18 protein-coding genes and 1 tRNA gene are annotated in these 22,316 nt (G+C 62.3%); 2 read left to right on the forward strand and 17 right to left on the reverse strand.

Going from position 1 to position 22,316, the window contains the following annotated elements:
* From RTQ46_RS24555 to RTQ46_RS24570, 4 genes are all read right to left on the reverse strand, one after another.
* Nucleotides 1–727, reverse strand: a 727-nt coding sequence (locus RTQ46_RS24555) for an IS1595 family transposase (RefSeq protein WP_312440214.1), incomplete at its 3' end; no start/stop codon positions are given.
* Nucleotides 728–1,113: 386 nt separating this feature from the next.
* On the reverse strand, nt 1,114–3,780 hold the full coding sequence (locus RTQ46_RS24560; protein ID WP_312440215.1) for an EAL domain-containing protein: 2,667 nt from the start codon (nt 3,778–3,780) through the stop codon (nt 1,114–1,116).
* Nucleotide 3,781: 1 nt separating this feature from the next.
* The gene (locus tag RTQ46_RS24565; RefSeq protein ID WP_312440216.1) at nt 3,782–4,213 is read right to left on the reverse strand and encodes a phosphate ABC transporter substrate-binding protein; all 432 of its coding nucleotides are present in this window, start codon (nt 4,211–4,213) and stop codon (nt 3,782–3,784) included.
* 10 nt (nt 4,214–4,223) lie between these two features.
* A complete protein-coding gene (locus tag RTQ46_RS24570) occupies nt 4,224–5,429 on the reverse strand; it encodes a hypothetical protein (protein ID WP_312440240.1) in 1,206 nt (401 codons plus the stop codon).
* Nucleotides 5,430–5,817: 388 nt separating this feature from the next.
* On the opposite strand from RTQ46_RS24570, the gene RTQ46_RS24575 reads away from it, so the two are divergent.
* On the forward strand, nt 5,818–6,150 hold the full coding sequence (locus tag RTQ46_RS24575; protein WP_312440217.1) for a hypothetical protein: 333 nt from the start codon (nt 5,818–5,820) through the stop codon (nt 6,148–6,150).
* A 268-nt stretch (nt 6,151–6,418) separates the two neighbouring features.
* Here RTQ46_RS24575 and RTQ46_RS24580 read toward each other — a convergent pair.
* Nucleotides 6,419–6,505 (reverse strand) — tRNA-Leu (locus RTQ46_RS24580).
* Nucleotides 6,506–6,708: 203 nt separating this feature from the next.
* Between RTQ46_RS24580 and RTQ46_RS24585 the strand changes: the two genes are divergently transcribed.
* Nucleotides 6,709–7,131, forward strand: coding sequence for a hypothetical protein (locus RTQ46_RS24585; protein ID WP_312440218.1), 423 nt, complete (start codon nt 6,709–6,711; stop codon nt 7,129–7,131).
* A 15-nt stretch (nt 7,132–7,146) separates the two neighbouring features.
* Here the strand turns inward: RTQ46_RS24585 and RTQ46_RS24590 are convergent, their stop codons facing one another.
* From RTQ46_RS24590 to RTQ46_RS24645, 12 genes are all read right to left on the reverse strand, one after another.
* A complete protein-coding gene (locus tag RTQ46_RS24590; protein WP_312440241.1) occupies nt 7,147–8,583 on the reverse strand; it encodes a nucleobase:cation symporter-2 family protein in 1,437 nt (478 codons plus the stop codon).
* Between the two features lie 266 nt (nt 8,584–8,849).
* Nucleotides 8,850–9,077: a hypothetical protein gene (locus RTQ46_RS24595; protein ID WP_312440219.1), complete on the reverse strand. Its 228-nt coding sequence runs from the start codon at nt 9,075–9,077 to the stop codon at nt 8,850–8,852.
* Complete coding sequence (locus tag RTQ46_RS24600) at nt 9,074–9,400, reverse strand: hypothetical protein (protein WP_312440220.1); 327 nt, start codon at nt 9,398–9,400, stop codon at nt 9,074–9,076. The genes RTQ46_RS24595 and RTQ46_RS24600 overlap by 4 nt, the downstream gene beginning before the upstream one ends.
* Nucleotides 9,397–9,927: a glycoside hydrolase family 19 protein gene (locus RTQ46_RS24605; protein WP_312440221.1), complete on the reverse strand. Its 531-nt coding sequence runs from the start codon at nt 9,925–9,927 to the stop codon at nt 9,397–9,399. The genes RTQ46_RS24600 and RTQ46_RS24605 overlap by 4 nt, the downstream gene beginning before the upstream one ends.
* On the reverse strand, nt 9,924–10,352 hold the full coding sequence (locus tag RTQ46_RS24610; protein ID WP_312440222.1) for a hypothetical protein: 429 nt from the start codon (nt 10,350–10,352) through the stop codon (nt 9,924–9,926). Before RTQ46_RS24610 ends, RTQ46_RS24605 begins: the two co-directional genes overlap by 4 nt.
* A 66-nt stretch (nt 10,353–10,418) precedes the next feature.
* Nucleotides 10,419–11,639: a hypothetical protein gene (locus RTQ46_RS24615; RefSeq protein WP_312440223.1), complete on the reverse strand. Its 1,221-nt coding sequence runs from the start codon at nt 11,637–11,639 to the stop codon at nt 10,419–10,421.
* A complete protein-coding gene (locus RTQ46_RS24620; RefSeq protein WP_312440224.1) occupies nt 11,640–12,494 on the reverse strand; it encodes a hypothetical protein in 855 nt (284 codons plus the stop codon).
* Nucleotides 12,494–15,322 (reverse strand): hypothetical protein, encoded by a 2,829-nt coding sequence (locus RTQ46_RS24625; RefSeq protein WP_312440225.1) that lies wholly within the window; start codon nt 15,320–15,322, stop codon nt 12,494–12,496. The genes RTQ46_RS24620 and RTQ46_RS24625 overlap by 1 nt, the downstream gene beginning before the upstream one ends.
* The gene (locus RTQ46_RS24630) at nt 15,319–16,788 is read right to left on the reverse strand and encodes a hypothetical protein (protein ID WP_312440226.1); all 1,470 of its coding nucleotides are present in this window, start codon (nt 16,786–16,788) and stop codon (nt 15,319–15,321) included. The genes RTQ46_RS24625 and RTQ46_RS24630 overlap by 4 nt, the downstream gene beginning before the upstream one ends.
* Nucleotides 16,785–21,356, reverse strand: a complete 4,572-nt coding sequence (locus tag RTQ46_RS24635) for a tape measure protein (RefSeq protein WP_312440227.1) — start codon at nt 21,354–21,356, stop codon at nt 16,785–16,787. The genes RTQ46_RS24630 and RTQ46_RS24635 overlap by 4 nt, the downstream gene beginning before the upstream one ends.
* Before the next feature lie 107 nt (nt 21,357–21,463).
* Nucleotides 21,464–21,799, reverse strand: a complete 336-nt coding sequence (locus RTQ46_RS24640; RefSeq protein WP_312440228.1) for a hypothetical protein — start codon at nt 21,797–21,799, stop codon at nt 21,464–21,466.
* A gap of 8 nt (nt 21,800–21,807) precedes the next feature.
* Complete coding sequence (locus tag RTQ46_RS24645; protein WP_312440229.1) at nt 21,808–22,311, reverse strand: hypothetical protein; 504 nt, start codon at nt 22,309–22,311, stop codon at nt 21,808–21,810.
* Between the last annotated feature and the right edge of the window lie 5 nt (nt 22,312–22,316).

A 22,316-nucleotide genomic window follows, 5' to 3' on the forward strand; every position in this document is an offset into this window, starting at 1 on the left:
TGCCGTTCTCCCGCGCAAACACGGGATAGGCCGGATGGCCATCGCTGACCAGCAGGATGTCGTGGTCGATCACCGGCGGCAGGCAATTGTGCAATTTTGTCTTGGTCAGCTGTCCCGGGCCGGTCACGAAGTCGACGGTTTGCCCGGTGCGGTCGCGCGCCACCAGCACGCAGATGTGATCGTTTGAAATGCCGCGTTGCCTCGCTTTGCCGCCGCGCCGGCGCGCCGGCCGCGTCAGGTGCCGCGACCCTTTCTGCGACTCCAGCACATACATCTCGTCGGCTTCGGCGATGCCATGCAGACAGGGTGGCCGGTCGGTCCTGGCCAGCGACAGAAAACGATGGCGCCAGCGAAAACTGGTGTTGCGATGCACCTGGACTTGCTCGGCCGCCTTGCGCACGGAAAACGAGTTCAGCATGCAGCCGGCATAGGCCAGCCAGCGTTCCTTGTGGCGCAGGTGCGCCAGCGGCGTGCCGCTCAAGGCGTTGAAGGTTTTGCCGCAGGGGACGCAACGATAGCGCTGCAATTGGTTGGCATGGCCATGCCGGTGAAAATGTGTCGAATGGCAAGCTGGGCAATGCAAATGCGCCTGTGCCGCTTGTTCGATCACGGTAATGTTCGCGTCCTGCGACGCGCCGTCGCGCAACAAGTCGCTGCTGATAACACGCTGGCGCTGTGACAGTTGCGTGAGCTGCTTGCGAAACAGTTGCCACTGGGAGGCGTCCATTGCATGCTCCTGGAAGAAAATAACTGATTCGTTAGACCTCAGCAATTCCAGAACGTTCCCACGTCTTGCGATGACATAGCCTTACAAACAGTTCTGCATTATCACCTTATGTTTCGCTGCAAACAAAAATTATGTTATTCCAGAACCATGTTGTTGCAACCAATTATCCGGCAGTCTTTTCGCGGCAGCTAGTGTTCGAACTACCGAGCAGTAAACAAACTGCCATCCAGAACGGCTTATTGCGCTTGATTCCTGGCATTTTCACCCAGAATTATCTTTCTTCGATACATTGCTTACGGACGCGGCGCACATCGTATTGCCACTGAAAGTAAAACGACTCGATCCAGATGTGTATGCGCTACAGATAAACGGCTTTTAATCGATACTTACGAGCGTTGCGCCATCAGCAGCGCGGCAATGGCGGCGGCATCGACCGGGTGGCTGTACAAATACCCCTGCATCTCGTCGCAGCCGTTTTCCAGCAGGAAGTCGCGCTGCTCGGCCGTTTCCACGCCTTCGGCGATCACGCGCAGCTGCATCTGGTGCGCCATGGCGATCACCGCGCGCACGATGGCCTGGTCCTGCAGCCGGCCGTCCAGGTCGCGCACGAAGGACTGGTCGATCTTGAGCCGCGTCAACGGGTAGCTTTTCAGCGAAGCCAGGCTGGAGAAACCGGTGCCGAAGTCATCGATCGACAGCGACAGGCCCATCGCCGCCAGCTGCTCCATTTTCACCACGGTCTGCGGAATATCGCGCATCGTCAGGCTTTCCGTCACTTCCAGTTCCAGCCCTTGCGGCGCCAGGCCGCTGTCGGCCAGCGCCAGCGTGACGCGCTCGACCAGGCGGCGGTCATCGAACTGGCGCGGCGAGACATTGACGGCGATGGTGATCGGCGCCAGCCCGGCATCGCGCCAGGCCTGATTCTGCAGGCAGGCCTGGCGCAGCACCCATTCACCGAGCTCCACGATCAGGCCGCTCTCTTCGGCCAGCGGAATGAAACGCATCGGCGAAATCACGCCGCGCTGCGGGTGTTGCCAGCGCACCAGCGCCTCCACGCCGAAAATGCGGTTCGTATGCAAATCGATCTTCGGCTGGTACAGCAGGCGGAACTGGCCCTGCTCGATGCCATGGCGCAAGCCTTCCAGCAAGCTCAGCTTCTGGTTGCCGCTGGCATTCATTTCCTCGTCAAAAAACTGGTAATTGTTCTTGCCCGACGACTTGGCGCGGTACATCGCCGCATCGGCATTGACCAGCAGCTTGTCGGCGCTGTCGCCATCGCGCGGAAACAGGGACACGCCGATGCTGCAGCTGATCTGCACTTCCTGTCCGGCCAGCGTCAGCGGTTGCGTGACGGCGGCCAGGATGGTATCGAGCAGCCCCCTGGCAGCCGACATGTCGTCCATGCTCCATGGCAAGATCAGCACGAATTCGTCGCCGCCGAGGCGGCCCACCGTATCCTGCTGGCGCACGCAGGCCTGCATGCGCGAGGCAGTAATTTTCAGCAATTCGTCACCCGCCTGGTGACCGAGGCCGTCATTGACCAGCTTGAAACCGTCGAGGTCGATAAAGCACACCAGCACCGCACTGCCGTCACGGCGCGCATCGCCGACGGCCAGTTCCAGTCTCTGCGTGATCAGGCTGCGGTTGGGCAGCCCGGTCAGCGCATCGTGCAGCGCCATGGTCAGCATCTGCGCTTCGGTCTGCTTGCGCTCGGTAATGTCGCGCACGATCGCCACCACGCCGTCTTCCACGCCCACCACCTGCAGATGCACCCATCTGGCGCGCGCGCCCTCGTGATCGTTTTCCCACTCTTCCTGGTAGACGGCGCGGTTGTCGGCCGCCTGCCGCAGTTTGTCGAACAGGCCGTTGCTGTGGCTGTTCGGCAGCACCTCGCTCAAGCTCATGCCTTGCAACTGCTGCTTGCTCAGGCCCGTCATCGCCGCAGCGCGGCTATTGGCGGCCGCGATCTGGAAGTTGATCACCACGCCATCGCCGTCACGCAGGCTGTGCAGCATGAAAAAGGCATCGAGATTGGCCTCGGCCGCAGCTGCATAGGTTTCCTGCGCGCGCCGCATCAGGCGCTGCTCCTTGGTGCGCTGCCACGACCAGGCCCAGCCCATGCCGGCAAACAACAGCAGCACGGCGCTGGCGATCGAGGCGAGCAGGATGTTGGTCTTGCGGTTCTGCAGGAATGGCGCCATCTGTTCATCGCGCGCCAGCCCCACCACCACCGTCAGGCGCCCGCCCAGCGACGGCTGCACGATGGTTTCGCGGTCCACGCCATCCCACGCGGGCTGCGCGCGAAAACGCTCGAGCGACGGGGCCACGCCTTGCCATCCTTCGCGCGCGCCCACGCGCAATGCCCGCGGCTGGTTGTCGGCGCCAAAGATGGCCAGCAGGCCACGCTCGCCCTGGCGCGTTTTTTCATAGCTGCTGGTAAAGTAGCCGGGGTCGACCTGCACCATCACCACGCCATCGAAGTTCCCTGCGTCGTCCTGCAGGCGCCGCGTGAAATGCAGCACCGGCGTGCCGCCGGGCTGGTCGGCCAGCGGCACGCTGACATAGGTCGTCTCGCCGGCGCGCGCCACCTGGCTGGTAAAGTAATCCTGGCCGGCGATCGAGCGCGCCGGTGCCGCGGGACTGCTGGCAATCACGCGTCCGCCACGGTCGGCGATCTGGACGGTAAATACCAGCGATGGCGGCAGCAGATCCTGGCGCTTCAGTTCCGGCAAAGCCCCAAGCGCACCCTTCAGGCTGACGGCGTACGCGGCCACCTTCAGGGTCTGGTCGATGGCGCCGATATTGCGCGCAACCTGGGCTTCATAGGTGTCCATCAGCTCGTGCACCGCGTCGCGCATCGCCTTGGCGGCGCTCACGCGCTCCGCCTCGATGATGCGGATGGTGCTGCCCCAGATCGCCGTCAGCAGCAGCAAAGTGAACAGCGGCAGCGACAGATGCGTGTCGGTGACCAGCCGCAGCAGCTTGCCGCTCCAGCGCTGCGCGGGCGGCGGCAGAGCGTCGGCATCAGGCACCACGACCATGCGCGCGCCCATGCTAGCGCACCACCAGCACGGCTTTGACGCTGGCGTCGAGCGCATCATGCTCGATATAGCCGATCAGGCCGGGATTGTCGGCCACCAGCTTGCGCACGGCCACGCTGTCGCGTACCTCCCTGGGCGGCTGGCCGCGTCCCGTGAAGATCATCTTGGTCCAGTAGGCCTTGACCAGCGCCGGCGACTTGGCCGTCACCTTCAGGTAAAACGCATCGCGCTGCGGCGCGCCGATCGGCTGGTCGATCGCGCTGGCCAGCGAGCCGTCGGGAAACCGCCCGCTCTGCCCAAGGAAAATATCGGCCACTTGCCCGGCGTGCATGGTGTCGTTCGGATTGCGGGCCGACACGATCACCACCATGTCGCTGCCCAGCGCCTGCAGCGGCTGGCTGCACGCCAGCGCCAGCAGCACACCAACGATTGTCTTGCTCATCATGGCGCGCATCCTAGAAAACAAAGTCGAGCGCGAAGCTCACGACATGCACGGGACGCCCCGAGCGAAAGCCCGGCTGCACATTGATCAGGGTGCCCGACGAACCGCCGGTCGGACGCAGGCGATCGTATTGCAGCTTGAGCGCGTAATCGGGCAAAAAATCCCAGCGCACCCCGCTGCTGACACTATGCTGTACCGCGATCCTGCCCAGCAGGCCATTGAGCTGAGCGTTCAGGTAAGCGGCGCTGGCGCCAGCCTGCGCTGGCAGGCGGCTGGCGTCAAGCCCGTCGCTGTGGATCGGCACGTTCGCGACCACCCTGCCGTACGTCGCATACGGCGTCCAGTCCCCCAGACGGTAGCCACCGCTCGCATACATGCTGCTTTTGTCGCCCAGGAACGAGCGCGCGTTCATGCGGCTGCCTTCGGCCTGCACGAACCATACACCGTTGTCGTAGCTGACGCCGATATTGGCGATGCCAACCCGCTTGTGGTCGGCGTCGTAGCGCTCGGCAATCAGCGTGCCCTGCGGGCCGAACTGGCGAAACGCGTCGAACAACGGCCGCGCCAGGTCGACGGTCAACTCGGCCGTCAGTGCGCTGGCGCGTACGGTAAAAGCGCCGTAGGTGGTGGTGTTGGACAGCCCCATCAGCTGGCGCGCCCTGGCCCGCTTGCCGCTGTCGTCGGTCTGCACGCTGGTGTGGCCATAGAAGACCTGGGTCAGGTTATTGGCGGCGCCCGCCTGCCAGCGGTAGCTGGCATCGATGCCGTCGCTGTTGGCGACCGGCAGCGAGCCGTACACCTCCACCGGCGGACGCACCCAGGGCAGCGCATAGCCGGCCTTGCGATAGTCGCCAGCCAGGTAAATCGGCAGCGCAATGCGTCCCAGGCGCAGGTTCAGCTCAGGTGTCGCCTGGTAATTGATATTGGCCCACTCCACCACCGGGCGGTAGGAATTCTGCAAATTGCGCTCGGAGATCACCTGCAGCACCGCCGACCAGCGCGGCGTGATCGCCACGCCCAGCTGCGCGCCGACGCGGCTATCCACCGACGCACTCCAGCGGTCGGTATATCCGGCTTCGCCAGGATTGATTACATTGGCGCTGTAGTCGGCCTGCCGCTCGCTCGAATGCACGAGACCGGCCGTGCCGAAGCCGCCGAAGGTCCACACCGGCATCGGCTCGGCCTGCGCCGCCGCGCTGCGCGACGCCAAAACTATCATCAAAAGGCACGCGCCCCTGACGGCCAGCAACAGCGATGGCCACTTCTTCATGAACATCATGAAACTACTTCCTGCAAAAATGCACAAAACGGTAAGAAAGCCACCCTGAATACGCATGGGTGGCGACATGAAACGATGGGAACGGAGGCAAGACGGCAAAATGCGCTGACCTGAATTGAGCGGCGACCGAAGCACGGGGTAGTCACGCTCTGGACGTAAATTTCACAAGACAGATTGTAGCACGATAGTTCTATTTTGAAACTTTGATTGTCGTGCGGACAATTTTTAGGACTGCAATCTCCATTCCATTCGTCACGATACAACGCGGCGGCGGTCCGGCAACATCGTCTGTCAGCAGGTGTGGTGGAATGCGATATTCTTCTGAGAAATGGCTCGTATCAGCGCTTTACAATTTTTTGCACGCAAGCTGGTGCAGCACGGTTCGCCAGTGGTGGCCAACCGTGCGGGCGCGATGAATGATCATGCTATGCTTAACTTTTACCGATACTGGAGATTGATTATGACTGTAGAGCCATGGGATTCGGAGGTCGAACTTGAGGTTCAGGAAAGGGCGCGTGAAATTGAAGCGGTCGGCGGCGCCCTGCTTAACAATGCGCGGACCTTGGTGGGCATCCATTTCGACAGCGCGTTTCAAAATGATCCCGCCGTGATCGCTGCGGTGTTCCAGGGCCTGGTTGCTTTGCACGGGCCGGTAAAGTAATTCTTCTGTGCCTGGAGAGGTCGTCACGCCACCCACGCAGCGGCTGGCGACCCCTATCCTGCGCCACGCCATTGAGACCGCGCGTGACAAGGCAGCGGTCGACAATCCGGACATTGAGAAGGACATCAGAAATTTTCAGATCGGGCCCTGCTCGCCATCAAGCCGACAAAACACGTGCCAGAGATTTTTTGCGGAACAAAGCCAGTTTTGCGGAACTGGGGTAAAGCCAGGGAATAGCATTCACTATTCCTGTCAATTGCATGTGTGCTGGTGCCCGGAGCCGGAATCGAACCGGCACGCCCTTACAGGCGGGAGATTTTAAGTCTCCAGTGTCTACCAGTTTCACCATCCGGGCAGCGGCAAGATTCTAGCACAAGAGCTACCGTTTATACTATCTGCAGTCGCTGCACATGCTCAACAGGCGATCGCCGCTGCAGGCCCCGCCGAAAATGCTGCTGGCCATCCTCGATGCGAACGCCTGCAATAGGGTAAGCTGCCGCCTCAACACTTGCCCTTGCCCAAACAGGTTCCCCCGGATTCACCCAGATAATCGTCACCATGCAAAAAACCATCCTGCGCTACCTGCACCTCACTCCCGACAGCGATTTCCCCACGCTGGAAGAACTGTCCCCCTTCAAAGCCATCCTGATCATCGAAGCCGACGTGGCGGAAATGACGATGTGGGAAACCAGCCGCGCGCTGGTTGCGGCCGGCTGCCTGTATGCATCGGCCTGGGGCAACCAGTGCGAGGCGTGGCATGACGCGATCGACGATGCATTCCTGGAAGCGACCAATTACGAAGACGTGGCGCCGGAGCAAACCGTGACGACGACCTGGCACGAAGACGAGGACCTGAGCGAAGTGTTCTGGTTCGCCAAGCATCGCGCCGTGCATCCGGCGGAGCTGCGCACAACGCTGATCCTGCACATCGCCGATGCGCCGCGCCGCGACGAACTCGAAGCAGCCTGGCGCGACGCCTGAGCAGCTTTCTGCTACTTATTCGCTGCCATGGCTGCTGTCGCGCGCCTTCGCTCGCGCGTCATCCGGTGATTCGATTCCATTGAAGAACAGGTTCAGCAGCACTGCCGCAATCGCCGCCAGCAGAATGCCGCTGTGCAGCAGCGGCGACAGGGCCTTGGGCATATGCTGGGCGTACTGCTCGGCCGCCAAAGGCAGCATGCCGAAACCGATTGCCAGCGCGACGATAAACAGGTTGTTGCGGTTGCTCTTGTAGTCGACGCCGGCCAGGATGCGGATGCCGGTGGCGGCCACCATGCCGAACATCACCAGCCCTGCCCCGCCCAGCACGAAGGCCGGCACGGCTTCGGCCGCCTGGGCGATCTTCGGCAGCACGCCCATCACCAGCAGGATGGCACCGGCCGCCACGCAGACCCAGCGGCTGCGCACGCCCGTCACGCCGACCAGCCCCACGTTCTGTGAAAACGAGGTGTAGGGAAAGGTGTTGAAGATGCCGCCGATCAAGGTACCCAGGCCGTCCACACGCAGGCCGCGGCTGATGTCGTTTTGACCGATGCGCTTGCCAGTCATCTCGCCCAGCGCCAGGAACATGCCCAGCGACTCGATCATGACAACGATCATCACCAGGCTCATGGTGAGTATTGCCACCGCATCGAAGGTCGGCATGCCGAACTGGAACGGCGTGACGATGGCAAATGCCTTGGCGCTGGCCACCTTGCCGAAATCGGTCTTGCCGAGCGCAAAGGCCAGCGCGGTGCCGGCAATAATCCCGGTCAGCACGGCGATATTGGCCAGGAAGCCGCGGCCATATTTGGCGACCAGCAAGATCACCACCAGCACGAACAGCGCGATACCCATATTGTCCAGCGCGCCATAAGCGGGATTGGCGATCATCGGCGCCGCGCCACCCGCAGCGCCGGCCACGAAGGCCGGGTCGGGTATCTTTGCCATCGACGGCGGGCCGCCCATCGCCCAGTTGACGCCCACGCGCATCAGCGACACGCCGATCACGGCAATGATGCTGCCGGTGACCACCGGCGGGAACAGGCCCAGCATGCGGCCGATGAACGGCGCGATCAGCATCGAGACCACACCGGCGCCGATCACCGCGCCGAAGATGCCCGTGATGCCCAGTGCCGGACTGTTGGCCATCGCCAGCATCGGGCTGACGGCGGCAAAGGTCACGCCCATCATCACGGGCAGGCGGATGCCGAAATATTTGCCGATCCCGAGCGACTGGATCAGCGTCACCAGGCCGCAGCAGAACAGGTCGGCACTGATCAGGGCCGCCACCTGCTCGGGCGGCAGTTTCAGGGCGCGGCCGACGATCAGCGGCACGGCAATCGCGCCCGCGTACATGGCCAGCACATGCTGCAGGCCCAGCGTGAACAATTTGCCAGTTGGCAGCACTTCATCGACTGGCGACGGCGGCTCGCCAGGCGGTGGCGCGACGATACGGGGGATGGCGGTCAGGTGAGGTTTTGCCACGGTACGCTCCAATTCCGGTAGGCCCGCCGCGCGACAACGGCAAGCATGAAACACAAGGGACAAGAAAGAATATCTCCTGGTTCCATGCATGCTTCGTGCCAGCGACATGCGTGGTCGGCATGGTGCGAAAATGCCAATATGGTGTTTGAGCGGGAAGTGCTTGCACTGTTTTCTGGCGCAGTCCCGGACCGCTTCACCAAAAGGCGGCAGCCGCTGCCATGCGGTGCGCTCCATTACCGGCAGGTGTCGAGCAGCGCCTCCAGCCGTCGCGCATATGCGACGTGCAATTTGTCGCGCGCCACCAATGCCTGTGCCTGCGCGAAAATGCCACTGGCCGGCACCATTGGCAAGGCGGGCGCCATTGGCAGCGCGGCAACGCAAGGCATCGCGGGCGGCGGCGCGCTGGCGCAAGCGGACAACAGGCACAGCCAGGCTGACGCGATGATAGGGCGCGCCTTCATCGCATCTCGCTGGCGATCAACTTTTCCGCCGCCAGGCACGCGTCGCCATCGGCACGCAGCGCCAGGATGCGCGCCGCTTCCGCTTGCGCCCCGGCCTGCGATGCCTGCGCTGCCAGCAAGGCCCGGGTCGACCTGGCAGCGCGCTGCACGCCCTCCTTGCGTAGTGCTGCCAGCGCCTGGGTCTGGCGTTCGAGCGCCGCTCGCGTACCGGCCAGTTGCACGCCGCAGTCCATGCGCCCCGCTTCGTAGCCCCAGCGCTGCGCGCACAACACCAGCGCGCCCAGCAGCGCCAGCGCGGCCACAGCCAGCGTGGCCGGCTTCATGCCAGCACCTTGCGCGCCACCTGGTACAGAGCCAGCCGTTCGGCCAGGCCGTTGATGCCGCCATTGATGCGGCGCGTGATGCGTTCCTGGTCGCCCGCATCGGCCAGCCGGTTCAGTCCGCGCGACTGCCAGAACCAGCCGGCCGAGCGGCATGCGGCACCAGGCTGCTCCAGCAATTGCGGCGCGGCCAGCAGGTCCAGCCCCAGCGCCACGCCGCACGCCGCATAGTTGGCGCGCCCCGTGATCTGCAGCAGGCCGCGTCCCTTGAAGCGCACGCCGTCGCCGGCGACCACGTTGCCCAGGTCGCTGCGCCCTTCGTACGCCGCGCCGCTGGCCAGTTCGCGCAGCCACAGCAGTTGCCCGGACTCGTGCGCCACCTGGGCCAGGAACGAGGCCTGGCGCAGTGGCGTGTCGATACCGAATTGCGCCATGGCCGCATTCAGTGGCGCCAGGAACAGGCCGGCACGGCGTCCCGCCAGGGGCATAATGGCAAGCAATTGTTTGACGCTCAGTTGTGTGGCGCTCACAGCACACCTCGCACATCCTTGACAATGGCGGCGGCATCGGCCGCCAGTTCGCCGATATCCTTGCCGCGCCGCTTGTCGAACCAGCGCACGCAGGCGCCCAGCACCCACCACGCGGGCAGGCCGGCGGCCACCATCAGCGGTGCGGCGATAAACAAAAAGCCGGTGGCCGGATCGCCGCCGTACAGGCCAGCCACGGTTTTCGCGCTGTCGAACAGGCTGGGCCACCAAGACAGCACGGCCGCCACCAGCGCCGGTCCGATAAAGGTGGAAATAATAATGCTGGAAAAAAAACGGATGAACGCCTCCCTGGTGGAGCGGGGCCACATGAACATGAAGCCCAGCGACGTGGCGGCAGCGCCGGCCAGCACCGGCACGCCAAACAGTTTGATCAGTGCGCCGCCCGCGGCGGTGGTTTCGATGGCCATGATTGCCTTTCTTGGTTGGAAATAAAAAAACCCGCCGTGGCGGGTTTCGGGTTGCGTCGTCACGTTCTAGGCGACCTTGACGATAATGCGCGCGCGGCCGTCGTCTTCGATGGCAATTACCTTGCCGATGGCGCGCAGGTATTGCTTGAAGGTCAGATCGTCTTCGCTGACCGCCACGCCGACGATGCCGTCGCCGGCCTGGACCGGGACAATATACTGGCCGGGGTTGGCGCCCTGCACGTTGCAGGGCACCTGGCCGGAGAAGGCGATGCGGTCGACGGTCTGGCGTGCGGTTTCCAGTGCGGCGTCGAAAGCCAGGCCTGGCGCCTGGCGGGCGGCCCATTCTTCATCGGATTCTCCCGGAACGGTTTCGGTGGGCAAGATGCGTTCGACGGGATCAGGGCGATTGCCCAGATGGCGTGCCCAGCTATCCCCACCTACCATGCACGGGTCGGTCGATTTGACCGCGAATGCTATTGCATGGTCCCAATGATCAGTTAGCTGTCCCAGCACATCAATGCCGATGAGCTGCCCCGGCGTCACCGCGTTGCATGCCGGCGATTTCACCATATATTCGGCATAGTCGGCACCGCCACTGTTAATGGTGCCACCCGCATTGATGCTTCGGCCCTGCTGTGATGCGCCAGCATACAGAACTGCCAACGGTGCGGCCCAATTGGAAGTAGCTGCGGCCAACACGCCTACAGACGGCTGGCCGCCTTCATCTGTTCTGCCGAGATAAAGAATTGTTCCCGAGATTGGGGTATCTCTATATATGGCATGCCCTCCCGCAGTCACGGCATAGGCGGGAGCAGGCCCGACCAGAGTTTGTCCCGGTAAAGCGGTCAACCCATTGCCACTTATTTGCATCAGGACCGGACCGTTTGCTTTTGTGCCCGAGTCGTACGCCCGGAGGCTGAGCGTGTAACCCGATGCATATAGCGAACCGATGCCTGAGGCTGTGCTCCACACATATCTGCCCGGAAAAGAAACCCCGCCGATACCAGGCACCCCAATCGACAATACTTCCATTGGCACGCCGACAGTGGCAGTCGAGCTACTCGGCGTGCCAAGGCTGCTATGATAATCCGTGCCAGTGCCAGCAACCAGACCACCTGCCGCAAATACAGCCCCCGTGATGCTGATGTTCGAGTTTGAATACAGCGGCCCGCCAAGCGTGCCGCCAGTCAACGGCAGCGCATTGTACGGCCCCGCCGCAAACGCACGGTCCATCTCATTGAGTTTGTCGTTGACGTTCGGCATGCCGTCATAAAATTTATCAGCCATTTAGATTCCTTCGATTTGGAGTGGTGCGGAATACGTTTCAAAATATGGTGTCGATACCGCGTCGATATTGCTGACCTTGCCGTACAACATGTGATCCTGTTCCAGCAGCGGGTCCGGGTTTTCAGGGAACAGGCTGAACAGCATCGCCTTGCCCTTGCCGTTTTCACGCAGGATGCGCATCAGGCGGGCACGGTCCATCGGCGTCAGGTGCGCCAGCGTCACGCTGAGCTTGTCACTAGCGGTGCCGATCGCGCTTTTCAGTTCGCCCGCTGCGGTGCGGTAGACCTCGCTGCTGTCCTGCAGCAGCAACTGGGCGCCGTACTCGGCGTTCTGTACAGGCGACCAGTAGTTGCCCGCCACCAGCCGCGAGATTTCCACGTAACCCTCGGGGCTTTGCGGCGCATGCACGTCGATCACCAGCTGGCGCACGCGCACCGGCGCAAACCAGGCGGCGCCATCGGCGCCGCCGCCACGCGCCCAGGTATTGACGCCGCCCCAGCGGTAGGCGTTCCAGCCCAGCGGCAAAGTGCCCCACGGATAGGAGCCGTGCGTGGCGGCCGGACACGGAAAGATGCTGCCCGTGTCCAGCACCGGCACGCCATCGCCCGGCTTGGCAAAGCCGCGCACGCGCATCTTTGCGCTGCTGGTCAGATTGGTGGAAATGAGCGCCACGCAGGCTACAAGCTCGGCCGTGGGCCAGGTGGCACTGATGGATAACACCGTGCCAGTGGCGCGCAGTACAAAGGACTTGCTGTCGCGCTGCAGGTTGGCCGGGCCCAGGGCGCCGGCCTGGCTTGATGCGGAAAGAACGGCGCGGTCGGCGGCGTTGTCGTGGAGGATGCGTAAATTAGTCATTAAAGTTTCACCAGTTTCCAGGCGATCTCGGTTGGTCTGATTTGCCCCGTGCCGCTGATAGGGGTCCAGGTAAAACGAATGTAGATACGGTTATCGATAGGATCAAGTTGTCCACCGTTATTGAGGCCATCGCCAACGACTATGGTCGATTCGCTGTATCCATTACAGCCAGGCATAACGGTGGTAACCCCGCGTGAGATGGTTGCATTTGCACCGAAGATATCGGAAGGAACGTCGTACCAGGTCGACTCGAAAGGCTGCCCGGTATCGATATAAACGGTGAACGGTTTAAGCCTTCCACCTACCCACCCAACCTCCCCCACGTTGATCGCCAAATCGCCTTTTTTTACCAAGTCGGGTTCTGACAAAATGGTGCGAGCAAACTCGCCTTTGCCATCGGCGGTTATTTTCACTTTCCCCGAACCTGCATAGATAAACGGCATATTGCCGGTGGCGTTAAAATCAATAAACGTGCTGTTATCGGCATTCTGGCCACGTCCGGCAATCACGGAATTCGCTGTCAGGCTGCCCGAAAACGAACCCGTTGCACCTGACAGATGCCCGGCGAATGTCGGATTGCCATCAATAATCGTAAATCCTGGTGCCCGGACGTCACCAAAAGGATCCACTTCAAAATACTTTCCGGTGTGATAGCTCCCCATACGGAAAACTTCAGGGCCCAGGTAGAACCCACCACCGGCCGCGGGCCAATCGACATTGGTAAACCCGCCGCCCACAATGTGGCCGCGAGCCCGTAGATTATTGATTTCCATGTCGCCAGTGCGGTTCATGTACCAGCCGGCCTGGCCGGGCGAATAATTGCTCGACCAGATATCGCCACCAATTTTTGCATTGGTGATCGACGCGTTCTGGATATACGCATTGGCGATATACACGCCGATAGGAATGGTGACGCCATCGACCACTGTTTCAGTCGTGCGTACGATGAACGGCACGGCGCGGGCGATGCCGCTGCCAGCCGGCGCGGCGATGGAAAACGTACTGGCACGCACAGCAAAATCGAGCGTGCCGCCGCCGGACATCAGTTGAAACCCACCCGCCACGTTGTCGGCGTCCAGCTGTACGCCATATTTGGCTTGCATGCCCGTAACGCTATTCGCGGTTGCATCCGCAGTGACTTTTACTGCGGCATATGACGCTTGCAACCCGGTGATTGGATTGGCCAGCATTGCTTGCGACTGCTGCAGATATGATGCTGCTGCCTGGGCACTGCCATCGGCCTGCGTGGCCGACTGCGCGACCTGCTGCAGATACGATCCCGCCTGGCCCGCTGCCGTACCAGCAGTCATGGCGGCATTGCTTGCCGCAGTGGCGCTTTGTCCGGCTGCCGTAGCACGGGTCTCGGCCGCCTGTGCCGAGCCAGCCGCAGCTGCAGCCGCGCCGCCAGCAGCATTATTGGATGCTGCTGCCAGTTGCGCGCTGCTGGCCGCCCGGCTGGCCGAACCGGCAGCATTGGTCTCGGCAGTGCCCGCCGCACCAGCCGACTGCGATGCCGAGGCTGCCGCGCTGGTTGCAGTGTTTTTTGCGCCCACTGCCAGTTCGGCACTGGTAGCGGCCTGGCTGGCAGCGCCGCCGGCGGCCGTCGACGATGCACTGGCCGAGCCAGCAGATTGCAGCGCGGCAGTGGCTGAGCCGCTGGCGGCATCTCGTGCGGCCTTCGCCTCGATCGCCGATTGCGAGGATGCAGCCGCCTGCACGCCAGCAGCGTCCGCCGCACTGCTGGCCGCATCTTTACTGGTCGACGCAGCACCGGCACTGGCGCCAGCCGCGCCGGCAGCATTGGCGGCGGTGCTTGCCGAACTGGCTGCCGCTGCCGCGCTGCCGTTCGCCGCGGTGGCAGCCTGCGATGACTGGCCGGCCGAGGTCGAGGCGGCGCCGGCGGCCGTGCCCGCATTGGTAGCAGATCGAGTGGCGTTACTGGCGTACTGACTGGCGCCGCCCGCAGCGGCATCAGCCGCTGCTGCCTTGAGCGCGGCTTCGGCTGCGGCCTGCACGGCCTGGGCCGCGGAGGCGGCGGCGGCAACGGTATCGCCGTAGGCTTGTTCCAGATCGTCGATCTGGCCGGCAATGGTGCCGATCAGGTCGATTTTCGCACCCAGCTCGTCATACAGCTGGCTTTCCGTGATTTGCCTGGTCAGCACTTGCAGCAAGTGTTCGACCTCGGCATCCGACGCGCCCACCGTGCCACTGCCGGCGTTATACGGCCCTGGGATAGCTGCGCGCGAAACATGGCGTACCCAGTAATAGCGGAACGCGCCCGGCCCTACCGGATCGGTGTACTCGCGACCATCGGCACGGCCGGCCAGCGCCGCCTGGACAAAATCGTTGACTGGCGCGCGCCACACCTCGGTGTGCGACAGATTGTTGTAATTGGCCGGCACCGCATTCCACGCCAGGGTGATCGTCGCCGCATGACCAGTGGCAATCAAGCCCGATGGCGCCGGTGGCGGCGTCAGGTCCAGCGCCTGCTGCTTGGTCACCGTCTGGCGTGCGTGATAAGTAATGCCATCGATCATCGCCGAGGCCGTCACCGTCACAATGCTGGCATGCATATCCTGGTAGCGCAGCACGGCATTGCCATTAGCTACCGCCAGCGTGACCGGCGGCTCGCTGGAAAACACGATCTCGCCCGCCGCGCCCAGCATCAGCGCCGAAAATGTGATCGCATCGGGCGTCGGCGCGCCGCCGAACGACACCTCGAACACGGTGGCGCTGGCCGCCAGCATCAGCGCGCGGTCGATCGGCGCCGCATGGCGCGGCACCGTATTCATGATCAGCGTGTCGCGCTCCCCCACCACCGCGCTCATGCCAGCACCCCGACCGTCACGCGGCCCGTCAGCCAGAAGCGCGCCAGGCGTACTACCACGCCGGGCACGCCGTCCTGCAGGCCATAGCGCTCGTCCTGCAGCGTTACAGCCTGCCCCAGTTCCAGCATCATCATGTCCGGTTCTCCATCAAATTCGTAAATGGTGCGCGGCACCTTGTTCAAGGCCAGTCGCCGCGCCGCTTCAGCCCGCGCATCGGCGCGGGTCTTCAGGCAGGTGTCGATCTGCACCGGATCGTCGCTGAGGCGGTAGCGTTCCCGCACCGCCTGGTCGGCCACTGTTTCGGTCAGCCATTCGGTCGCATACAGGTCGGCGTGCGCCGGTGGGATGCTGGTCGTCAAGCTGGGCTGCACGGTCCAGTTTTTGTCGAAGCCGATCTTCACGGCCGCCGTGACTGGCAGGCGCTGCGCCGCGCGCAGGCTGCGCTCATTCATCTGCGCCGGGCCGATCGCCAAAGGCACGCCGGTACCGGGCAAGCCCACCTGCACCAGCCGCAACTGGCCGGTGCGCGACATCAGCGCCTGCGCGCCCACGCTGGCCGCCAGTTGCTGGATAACCTGGGCCTGGTTGCTGCGGTCGGCTACATACAGCCCCACTGTTTGCGGGTGGGCGAGATCGAAGGCGGCCAGGTTGGCCAGGTCCAGGTCGGCATTGGTAAACCGGTCGGACGCCTTGCCGTAGCCAGTAGCGATGCGCTGCACCAGCGGCGCGATGCGCGGCGCGTAGCCACCAACGTTATCGCCCTGCACGCTGGCCGTGATGGTGGTCGAAAAAGGATCGCTCTTCAGGCGAAAACGCCCTGCCCCATCGTCACGCACGACATCGATCGGCTTGCCATTGCTGCGCGCTTCGAACACCGATTCGACCGCACCGAGAAAGCCGTATTCCAGCGTGGCCGGATTGGCCAGCAGCGGCGTGACGTTGTGGCATTCGCCGAATGGCACCGGCAGCGCCGCATCCTTGTTGGGCGTGGCGCCACCAAGCTTGGCTTCGCTGATCGGCGTGTTCAGGCGCTGCAGCTTGTCGCGCAACACCAGGTTGACCGACTCGCGCCCGGCGCTGCCCACGTCGGCGATCACGCCGTCGAACACCAGCCGGAACTGGCCACGCGGCCAGGCAGGGTCGCCGGCCCACACCTTGACCGGGCGGTTCATCCACACATCGAGCAGCCAGCCGTCCAGCGCACCGTCGCGGTTATCGAGTTCGATATCGCCGCCCGACAGCCCCGCCTCGCCGGTCAGGCTGACCTGCTCCGTGAAAGCCAGGCCGCCGCTCACCAGCGGCAGGTAGGCGGTATTGGGCGGCGTGTCCGCCGGCCCGGTGACATACGGCCGCGACGCGAGGCAGCGCGTCACTTCATTGCCGGCCACGTTGGCCTGCGCCTCGACCAGCACCATGCGCACGGCCGACGCGCTTTGCAGCCAGTCGAGAAATTGGGGATCGGTCATGCATAGTCTCCTTTCACTGTATTGGCCCAGGACGAGGTCCTGGCCGATTTGTCCACGCCTTCGACCACCGTGCGCGCTGCGCTGGCGTTCGATTCGATGGTGGCGCGGATGGTGTCGCCGGTCTGCACGCGCTGGTCGGCGCGCAGGCCAGCCAGTTCCACGCGCATCGCCTGGTTGTCTTCGCGCAGGCCGCGGATTTCGGCGACCAGGGCGTCGCTATTGCCACCCGTGCCGAAGTAGCGCTGCATGGCCTGTGCGGCCGGCAAATCGACGCCGGCACCATCGGACTGCGCGCTGAGTGCCGCCATGCCGGTACCGGCGCCGAACTGCATGCCCGCCGTGCTATCGACCTGGCCACCGGCCCGCAGCGCCACACCCAGTGCAGCGACTGCTTCCTGGATGCCGACAGCGGTCTTGTTCAGGTTGATCAACTGGCTCACTTGCGTATCGAGCGCCGTCAGCTGCCTCTGTGCTTCGCTCATTTGTGTGCCGGCGATCTTTGCCAGCGCCGCCATGTCAGCCTGCACCCTGGCGGCAGCGGCAGCGTAATCGGCGCTGGCGGCATTGACGACCTGGTTGGCCGTCAGGTAGGCACTGGCCGCCGCCGTCACTCCCGATTGCGCAGCGGCGTCGCCGGCCTGCGCTCTGGCCAGCATGTTTTCATACTGGTTTTGCGCTTCAGCCATCTTCTGCATCGGCGTCAAGGTCGACAGGTTCCCCAGCAAGAGGGAATCCTTGAAGGAGCGGATGCCATCGGCGAAGGTTTTCAGGCGGTCGATCGTGCCTTGCAGCACCGAGGATTCCGTTTCGTAGGCGGCAGCGATGTCCTGCCGGGCCTGCAGCTGGTCGTACAAGGCCATATTGGCGGCGTCGACCGACGCGCGCTCCCTGGCGCGCAGCTGGAGCGAGGTCATGGTGATCTGGTCGAGCTTGTCCTGGATGCCCTTGCGCTCGTCCGCGATTTCCTTTTCGGCCTTGGCCAGGTCCTCGGTCGATGCATGCGTCCTGGCAAACGCATCGGACAATGTCATCAGACTCGCGTACTGCTCGGCACCGGTCTTGGTGGCCAGCGCACCGGAGCTGGCAAGGGCCAGCACGGTTTCCTTGAATTGCTCGCGGGTCGTGACGCTGGCGTAGCCAAGGGCCGCCATCTGCTCTGTCACATGCTTCTGCACCGGCGCCAGGCGTTCAGCTTCACTCAGGTAGTTCTCCGAAAAGAAAGCGGTCCGGTTAGCCAGTACATCCGCGCTGCCCGCCGCAGCCACCAGTTGTTCGCGCGCAGCCAGGGAAGCGACGCCGATGGCACCAAATGCCTGTTGCGAAGTGGCTCCCAAGGTTGCCAGCACGGTATCAACAACCGTGTAGTGACCGGCCAGGCGCTGCAGTGCGGCACTTGCGGACTCCCCTTTCAGGCTCAATTGCGCCAGCGAAGGAACCAGCTCTTTCGCCATCGTGTCGCCCACGCCAGTGAAGAAATCGGCAATCGCCTTCTGGTTGGCGGCATCATCCTTGGTCAGGATAATATTGAGCGACTGCTTTCGCGTGCCCAGGCTGTCGACATTGACACCGAGCGTACTGGCGAAGGCACCCGTGACCGCTTTCAGCTGAGAATAGGTATCGACGAACGAGCCTGCCAGTTCCGAATCGACGGCCGAGCGGTCAGTCCCCTTCTTGTTGCTGCGGAAGACACCGCCTTTCTGGGTCCAGTTAGAATAGTTCTCACCAGTGAAGCCCGTTCCATCCAGGCTGCCGGATATGCCGGCACTACTGACCTTTTTTTCGCCCATGCCGAACAGACGGTTTGCCGCACCGCCCAGCAACCCGCCTACCAGGGCGCCCACCGCAGTGCCCACTACAGGGAACACGGAACCAACCACCGCGCCAATCGCCGTGCCGGCATTGACCACCCCATTGCGGCCATACTCGCCCGAGATCATTTTGCCGCCATACACGCCGCCCATTACGCCGGCAGCTATACCCGCAGCGGCACCCGCCCCGGTAGCAAATGAACCATTGGCGCTAACAAACGGGGAGTAGGAATAACCTTGCAACATATTCAGGCCGCCCTGCACCCCGTTCGCAACTGAAGTACTGATGCCGGCCAATCCTCCGGCAAGCGAATCGTAAATTCCTTTCGCAGAACTTATCAGCGACTGAATGCCGCCACCGTTAGCGACGCTGCCTTGGGCCTGCGCCGCACCGGGATTCAGCAAGGAGGCCACACCGCCAGCGATCGGCGCAACAATAGGCTGCAATACCAAATTATTGAACATACCCTTGAGCTTGTCAGTAAGTGCCTTGGCGAAACTCTTTCCACTGTCAAACCCGTTCATCAGGGCATCCGTCAACGATTTTTCTATGTCCTTGGCGCTGGCTGCCCACTCGTCCGACGCCTTCTTGGCCGCAGCGGCACTGGCCTCCTTGGTTGCCAGGGCTTCCGTTGCATTCATGCTGCGCTGCTTGGCCTCGATCAGCGCATTCAGATACTCGATCTGCGACGCGTTTGCCTCGCCCACTTCCAGCGAGGCGCTTTTCTCCTTGAGCAGCGCCAGTTCATTTTTCGCGATGGCATCCTTGCTCAGGCCGTAGGTCGCCACGAGCTTTTCGCCGGCTTCGGCTTCCTTGACTGCATCGGCAACCGCCTGGGCACGCGTATCGGCCAGGGCTTTCGCGTCTGCCTGCGCCTTCTCGGCACCTTCCCTGGTTTTCTTGTCCAGGTCGATTTTTTCAAGACTGACCTGCATCTCGTTGCGCATGGCCTCGTAAGCCGCCGATTCCGTCGCCGTCAGGCTTTTCTTGCGAACGTCCAGGATCTCCTGTAACTGGATCGCGTACTTTTGCGCATCATTGAGTTCGTTGTAGTTCATTGTCTCGCGCTTGAGATCACGCGATTTGCCACGCATGCTGTCAATCAATGAATCAAATGGGGTCGGTGGCGCAGGCGCCGCAGGTACATGCATTTGCGCAGCAGGTTTCGGATTGGCAGCTTCCACCTGCTTGTCAAATTGCCTCATTTTCTCCAGTAGCGCATGGGATTCGCGTTGCAGCACTTCCAGAGTAGCGCGCTGGTCAGCATCGTCGATGGACTTGTATTTTCCCGTGCGATTGCTTACCGCATCCATTTCCTCCATCACTTCGACCATGCGCGTGCCTGCTGCCGTGTCCATGCCGCGTGCGGATAAGCCCAGCTTTGCCAGTTCATTGCGTTTGCCGAGCTGTACCATCTGCTTGTCGAGCTCGGCAATAATTTCCTTGGTACTCTTGCGCACGGGTTCCACGCTTTTTTCCGCGTTATCCTTCGCCGAGCTGCCCCACATGGCCCAGGCCGTTGCCCCCAAGCCAAGTAAGGTAACAACCAAGCCGATCGGTCCGCCCAAAAAGGCCAGTGCACCCCGTAAAACGCCTGCAGTTACGGATGCCGCCCGCATCGCTGCTGTTTGCGCCACCAGCGCCGCGGCGTGTGCCTCCGCCGCCACCGTCGCACGGGCTTGGGCCGGAATCAGGCCATAGGTGGTGAGCGCCAGCGCCACATCGGCCTGGCTGGTGCGTATCGTTGCCTGCAATTCGGCAACGCGCGCCGCAGCCAGCGTCGACGCGGCCCCGGTCGCCACCACATCGGCATTGGCGGAGGCCAACGTGGAGACGAGCATGGCGCGGTTGGCCGTAACTTTTTTATAGATTTCCATCACGGCTGTACTTGCCGAAGTAGCAAACTTCGCAAACGTAAGCGTTTCCAGTACGCCAAAAACCAGCGTCAGGTTATTGGACAAAAATTCGAGACCTCCTGTCATTACTTTTGCGGCCCCGGTCGATTCCACCAGCCTGCCGGTGAACTCCATCACGTTATTGCCGAACACGGTAAAAGCGCCGCCGATAGTGTCGAACTGTTTCGCTTCCTTGCGCAGTTCGCCGAGTGCATTGGGCAGCGCGACCGCCATGATGCCGGCGGTAATCAGGCCCACACTGGCAAAACCGGCGAGCGCCTCTTTCGATACACCGAGGCCATTGGCCATCGCCGCCATGAGCTCGGGCGCGGCCTGGCTGGTGGCGCTGAATGCCTGGCTGCTCATCGTCCCGTTCTCAAACGCTTCGGACAGGTTATTGAATGCGGCCGCCGATTCCTCCGCCGAAGCGCCGCTGACCCTGACACCCAGGTTCAGCGCCTCAGTGATATCGGCAACCTCGCGCTGGCTGATGCCCAGTTCTTTCGTCGCGTCGTTGACCTGGGCGTACAGGCCTGCCGTCGCAGCAAGCTCGGTCTGTCCAGAAGCTGCGATGCGCTTGACGTTGTCGTACGCTTCGCCATATTCCTGAACCGAACTGGTCGACTGGCGCAGCTGCGTTGTCAGCTTGGCATAGTCGTCGGACAGCTTGACGATCTGGCCGATATCGTTGGCAATACCGAGGTCGGACAGGATTGCCGTATAGTGCTTGGTCACATCTTCCAGCTTGATCGTTGCCTCGGCGGCGCGTTCGCTCGCTTCGCGCAAGCGCTCCAGATCCTTGGCCGCATTGCGCGCTTCGAGCGCATCGATGCGTAACAGTAGCGTTGCAATATCCACAGTCATAATTTACCCATAAAAAAAGCCACCGGAAAGGTGGCATGCAATCGAAGCCGTCCTCGTGACAACCGTCCTTTTTTAACAATGCTGCAGCGAGGTCGACAGAGGCAGGCCTAATGCGAGCTGTTTTGATGGGCGATGTAGGCTGCATCAAGCTGGTCAACCAGTTCCTCTTCCCATGCTGTCAGCCGCATGCGGTAGCGCAACTGCCATGCCAGTATGTCCAGGCTGCTCAGCGGATTGACCATCATGCCGTTCTGCCGCTTGCGGTTCATCTGCACAAAGCATTGCCACACATGCGCCAGTTCAAACGGCAGTTGCGCAAGAGCGGGAGCGAGCGATTCCCGATAAAGCGGATGCCGCTTCGCAGCGTCGAGATGCTCGCTCTTCACATTGCCATCGGCTGCCTTTGCCGAACGCTCGAACTGTTCGTTGGCAAAGTGCAGCAAGGTGGCGGCTAGACTGTCAAAAAATTGCCATCGGCCTCGAGCGCAGCCAGCACTTTTTCCTGCCAGGAAGGCATCTTTTCAAAGATGGACTTCAACAAGGCCGGCGCTGGCTGCACCTGCACCCCTTTGTCGACGAAGCCGGGCATGCCCACCACTACGGCAATCGCGATTTTCATGTTGCGGTGCTCGGCAAGGTCATACAGTTCCGCCGCCCCTTCATCGGTTTTCGCATCGATCTGCTTGCTTTTCTGCACGGAGCGCTTGATGGCGACAACCGAGGTTTCGCGGATGACAGCGCGATACTGGTCGGAATTCTTGCTGACGATTTCAAAACCGGCTTTATGCGCGCCGTCTTCGTCAAACAGGACCGACACCAGGTGGACCTGATCGACTGCCTTGCTATCGCTGTTCAACAGCGAGATGTCAAAACCAGCCGATGCGATCATTTGTGCGTTGTTCATGTGTCGTGCTTTCGTAAATAAAGTAAGAATAGGAATAAAAAAGGCCGCCACGCGGA

It is taken from the genome of Janthinobacterium sp. (genome assembly GCF_031995485.1).
In the GTDB taxonomy this organism is placed as follows: Bacteria; Pseudomonadota; Gammaproteobacteria; order Burkholderiales; family Burkholderiaceae_D; genus Janthinobacterium.

Excerpts from the sequence above, each read along its gene's own strand:
- RTQ46_RS24560 (WP_312440215.1), bottom strand. The coding sequence starts at position 3,780 with ATGGGCGCGCGCATGGTCGTGGTGCCTGATGCCGACGCTCTGCCGCCG.
- RTQ46_RS24565 (WP_312440216.1), bottom strand. The coding sequence starts at position 4,213 with ATGATGAGCAAGACAATCGTTGGTGTGCTGCTGGCGCTGGCGTGCAGC.
- RTQ46_RS24570 (WP_312440240.1), bottom strand. The coding sequence starts at position 5,429 with ATGATAGTTTTGGCGTCGCGCAGCGCGGCGGCGCAGGCCGAGCCGATG.
- RTQ46_RS24575 (WP_312440217.1), top strand. The coding sequence starts at position 5,818 with ATGGCTCGTATCAGCGCTTTACAATTTTTTGCACGCAAGCTGGTGCAG.
- RTQ46_RS24585 (WP_312440218.1), top strand. The coding sequence starts at position 6,709 with ATGCAAAAAACCATCCTGCGCTACCTGCACCTCACTCCCGACAGCGAT.
- RTQ46_RS24595 (WP_312440219.1), bottom strand. The coding sequence starts at position 9,077 with ATGAAGGCGCGCCCTATCATCGCGTCAGCCTGGCTGTGCCTGTTGTCC.
- RTQ46_RS24600 (WP_312440220.1), bottom strand. The coding sequence starts at position 9,400 with ATGAAGCCGGCCACGCTGGCTGTGGCCGCGCTGGCGCTGCTGGGCGCG.
- RTQ46_RS24610 (WP_312440222.1), bottom strand. The coding sequence starts at position 10,352 with ATGGCCATCGAAACCACCGCCGCGGGCGGCGCACTGATCAAACTGTTT.
- RTQ46_RS24615 (WP_312440223.1), bottom strand. The coding sequence starts at position 11,639 with ATGGCTGATAAATTTTATGACGGCATGCCGAACGTCAACGACAAACTC.
- RTQ46_RS24620 (WP_312440224.1), bottom strand. The coding sequence starts at position 12,494 with ATGACTAATTTACGCATCCTCCACGACAACGCCGCCGACCGCGCCGTT.
- RTQ46_RS24625 (WP_312440225.1), bottom strand. The coding sequence starts at position 15,322 with ATGAGCGCGGTGGTGGGGGAGCGCGACACGCTGATCATGAATACGGTG.
- RTQ46_RS24630 (WP_312440226.1), bottom strand. The coding sequence starts at position 16,788 with ATGACCGATCCCCAATTTCTCGACTGGCTGCAAAGCGCGTCGGCCGTG.
- RTQ46_RS24635 (WP_312440227.1), bottom strand. The coding sequence starts at position 21,356 with ATGACTGTGGATATTGCAACGCTACTGTTACGCATCGATGCGCTCGAA.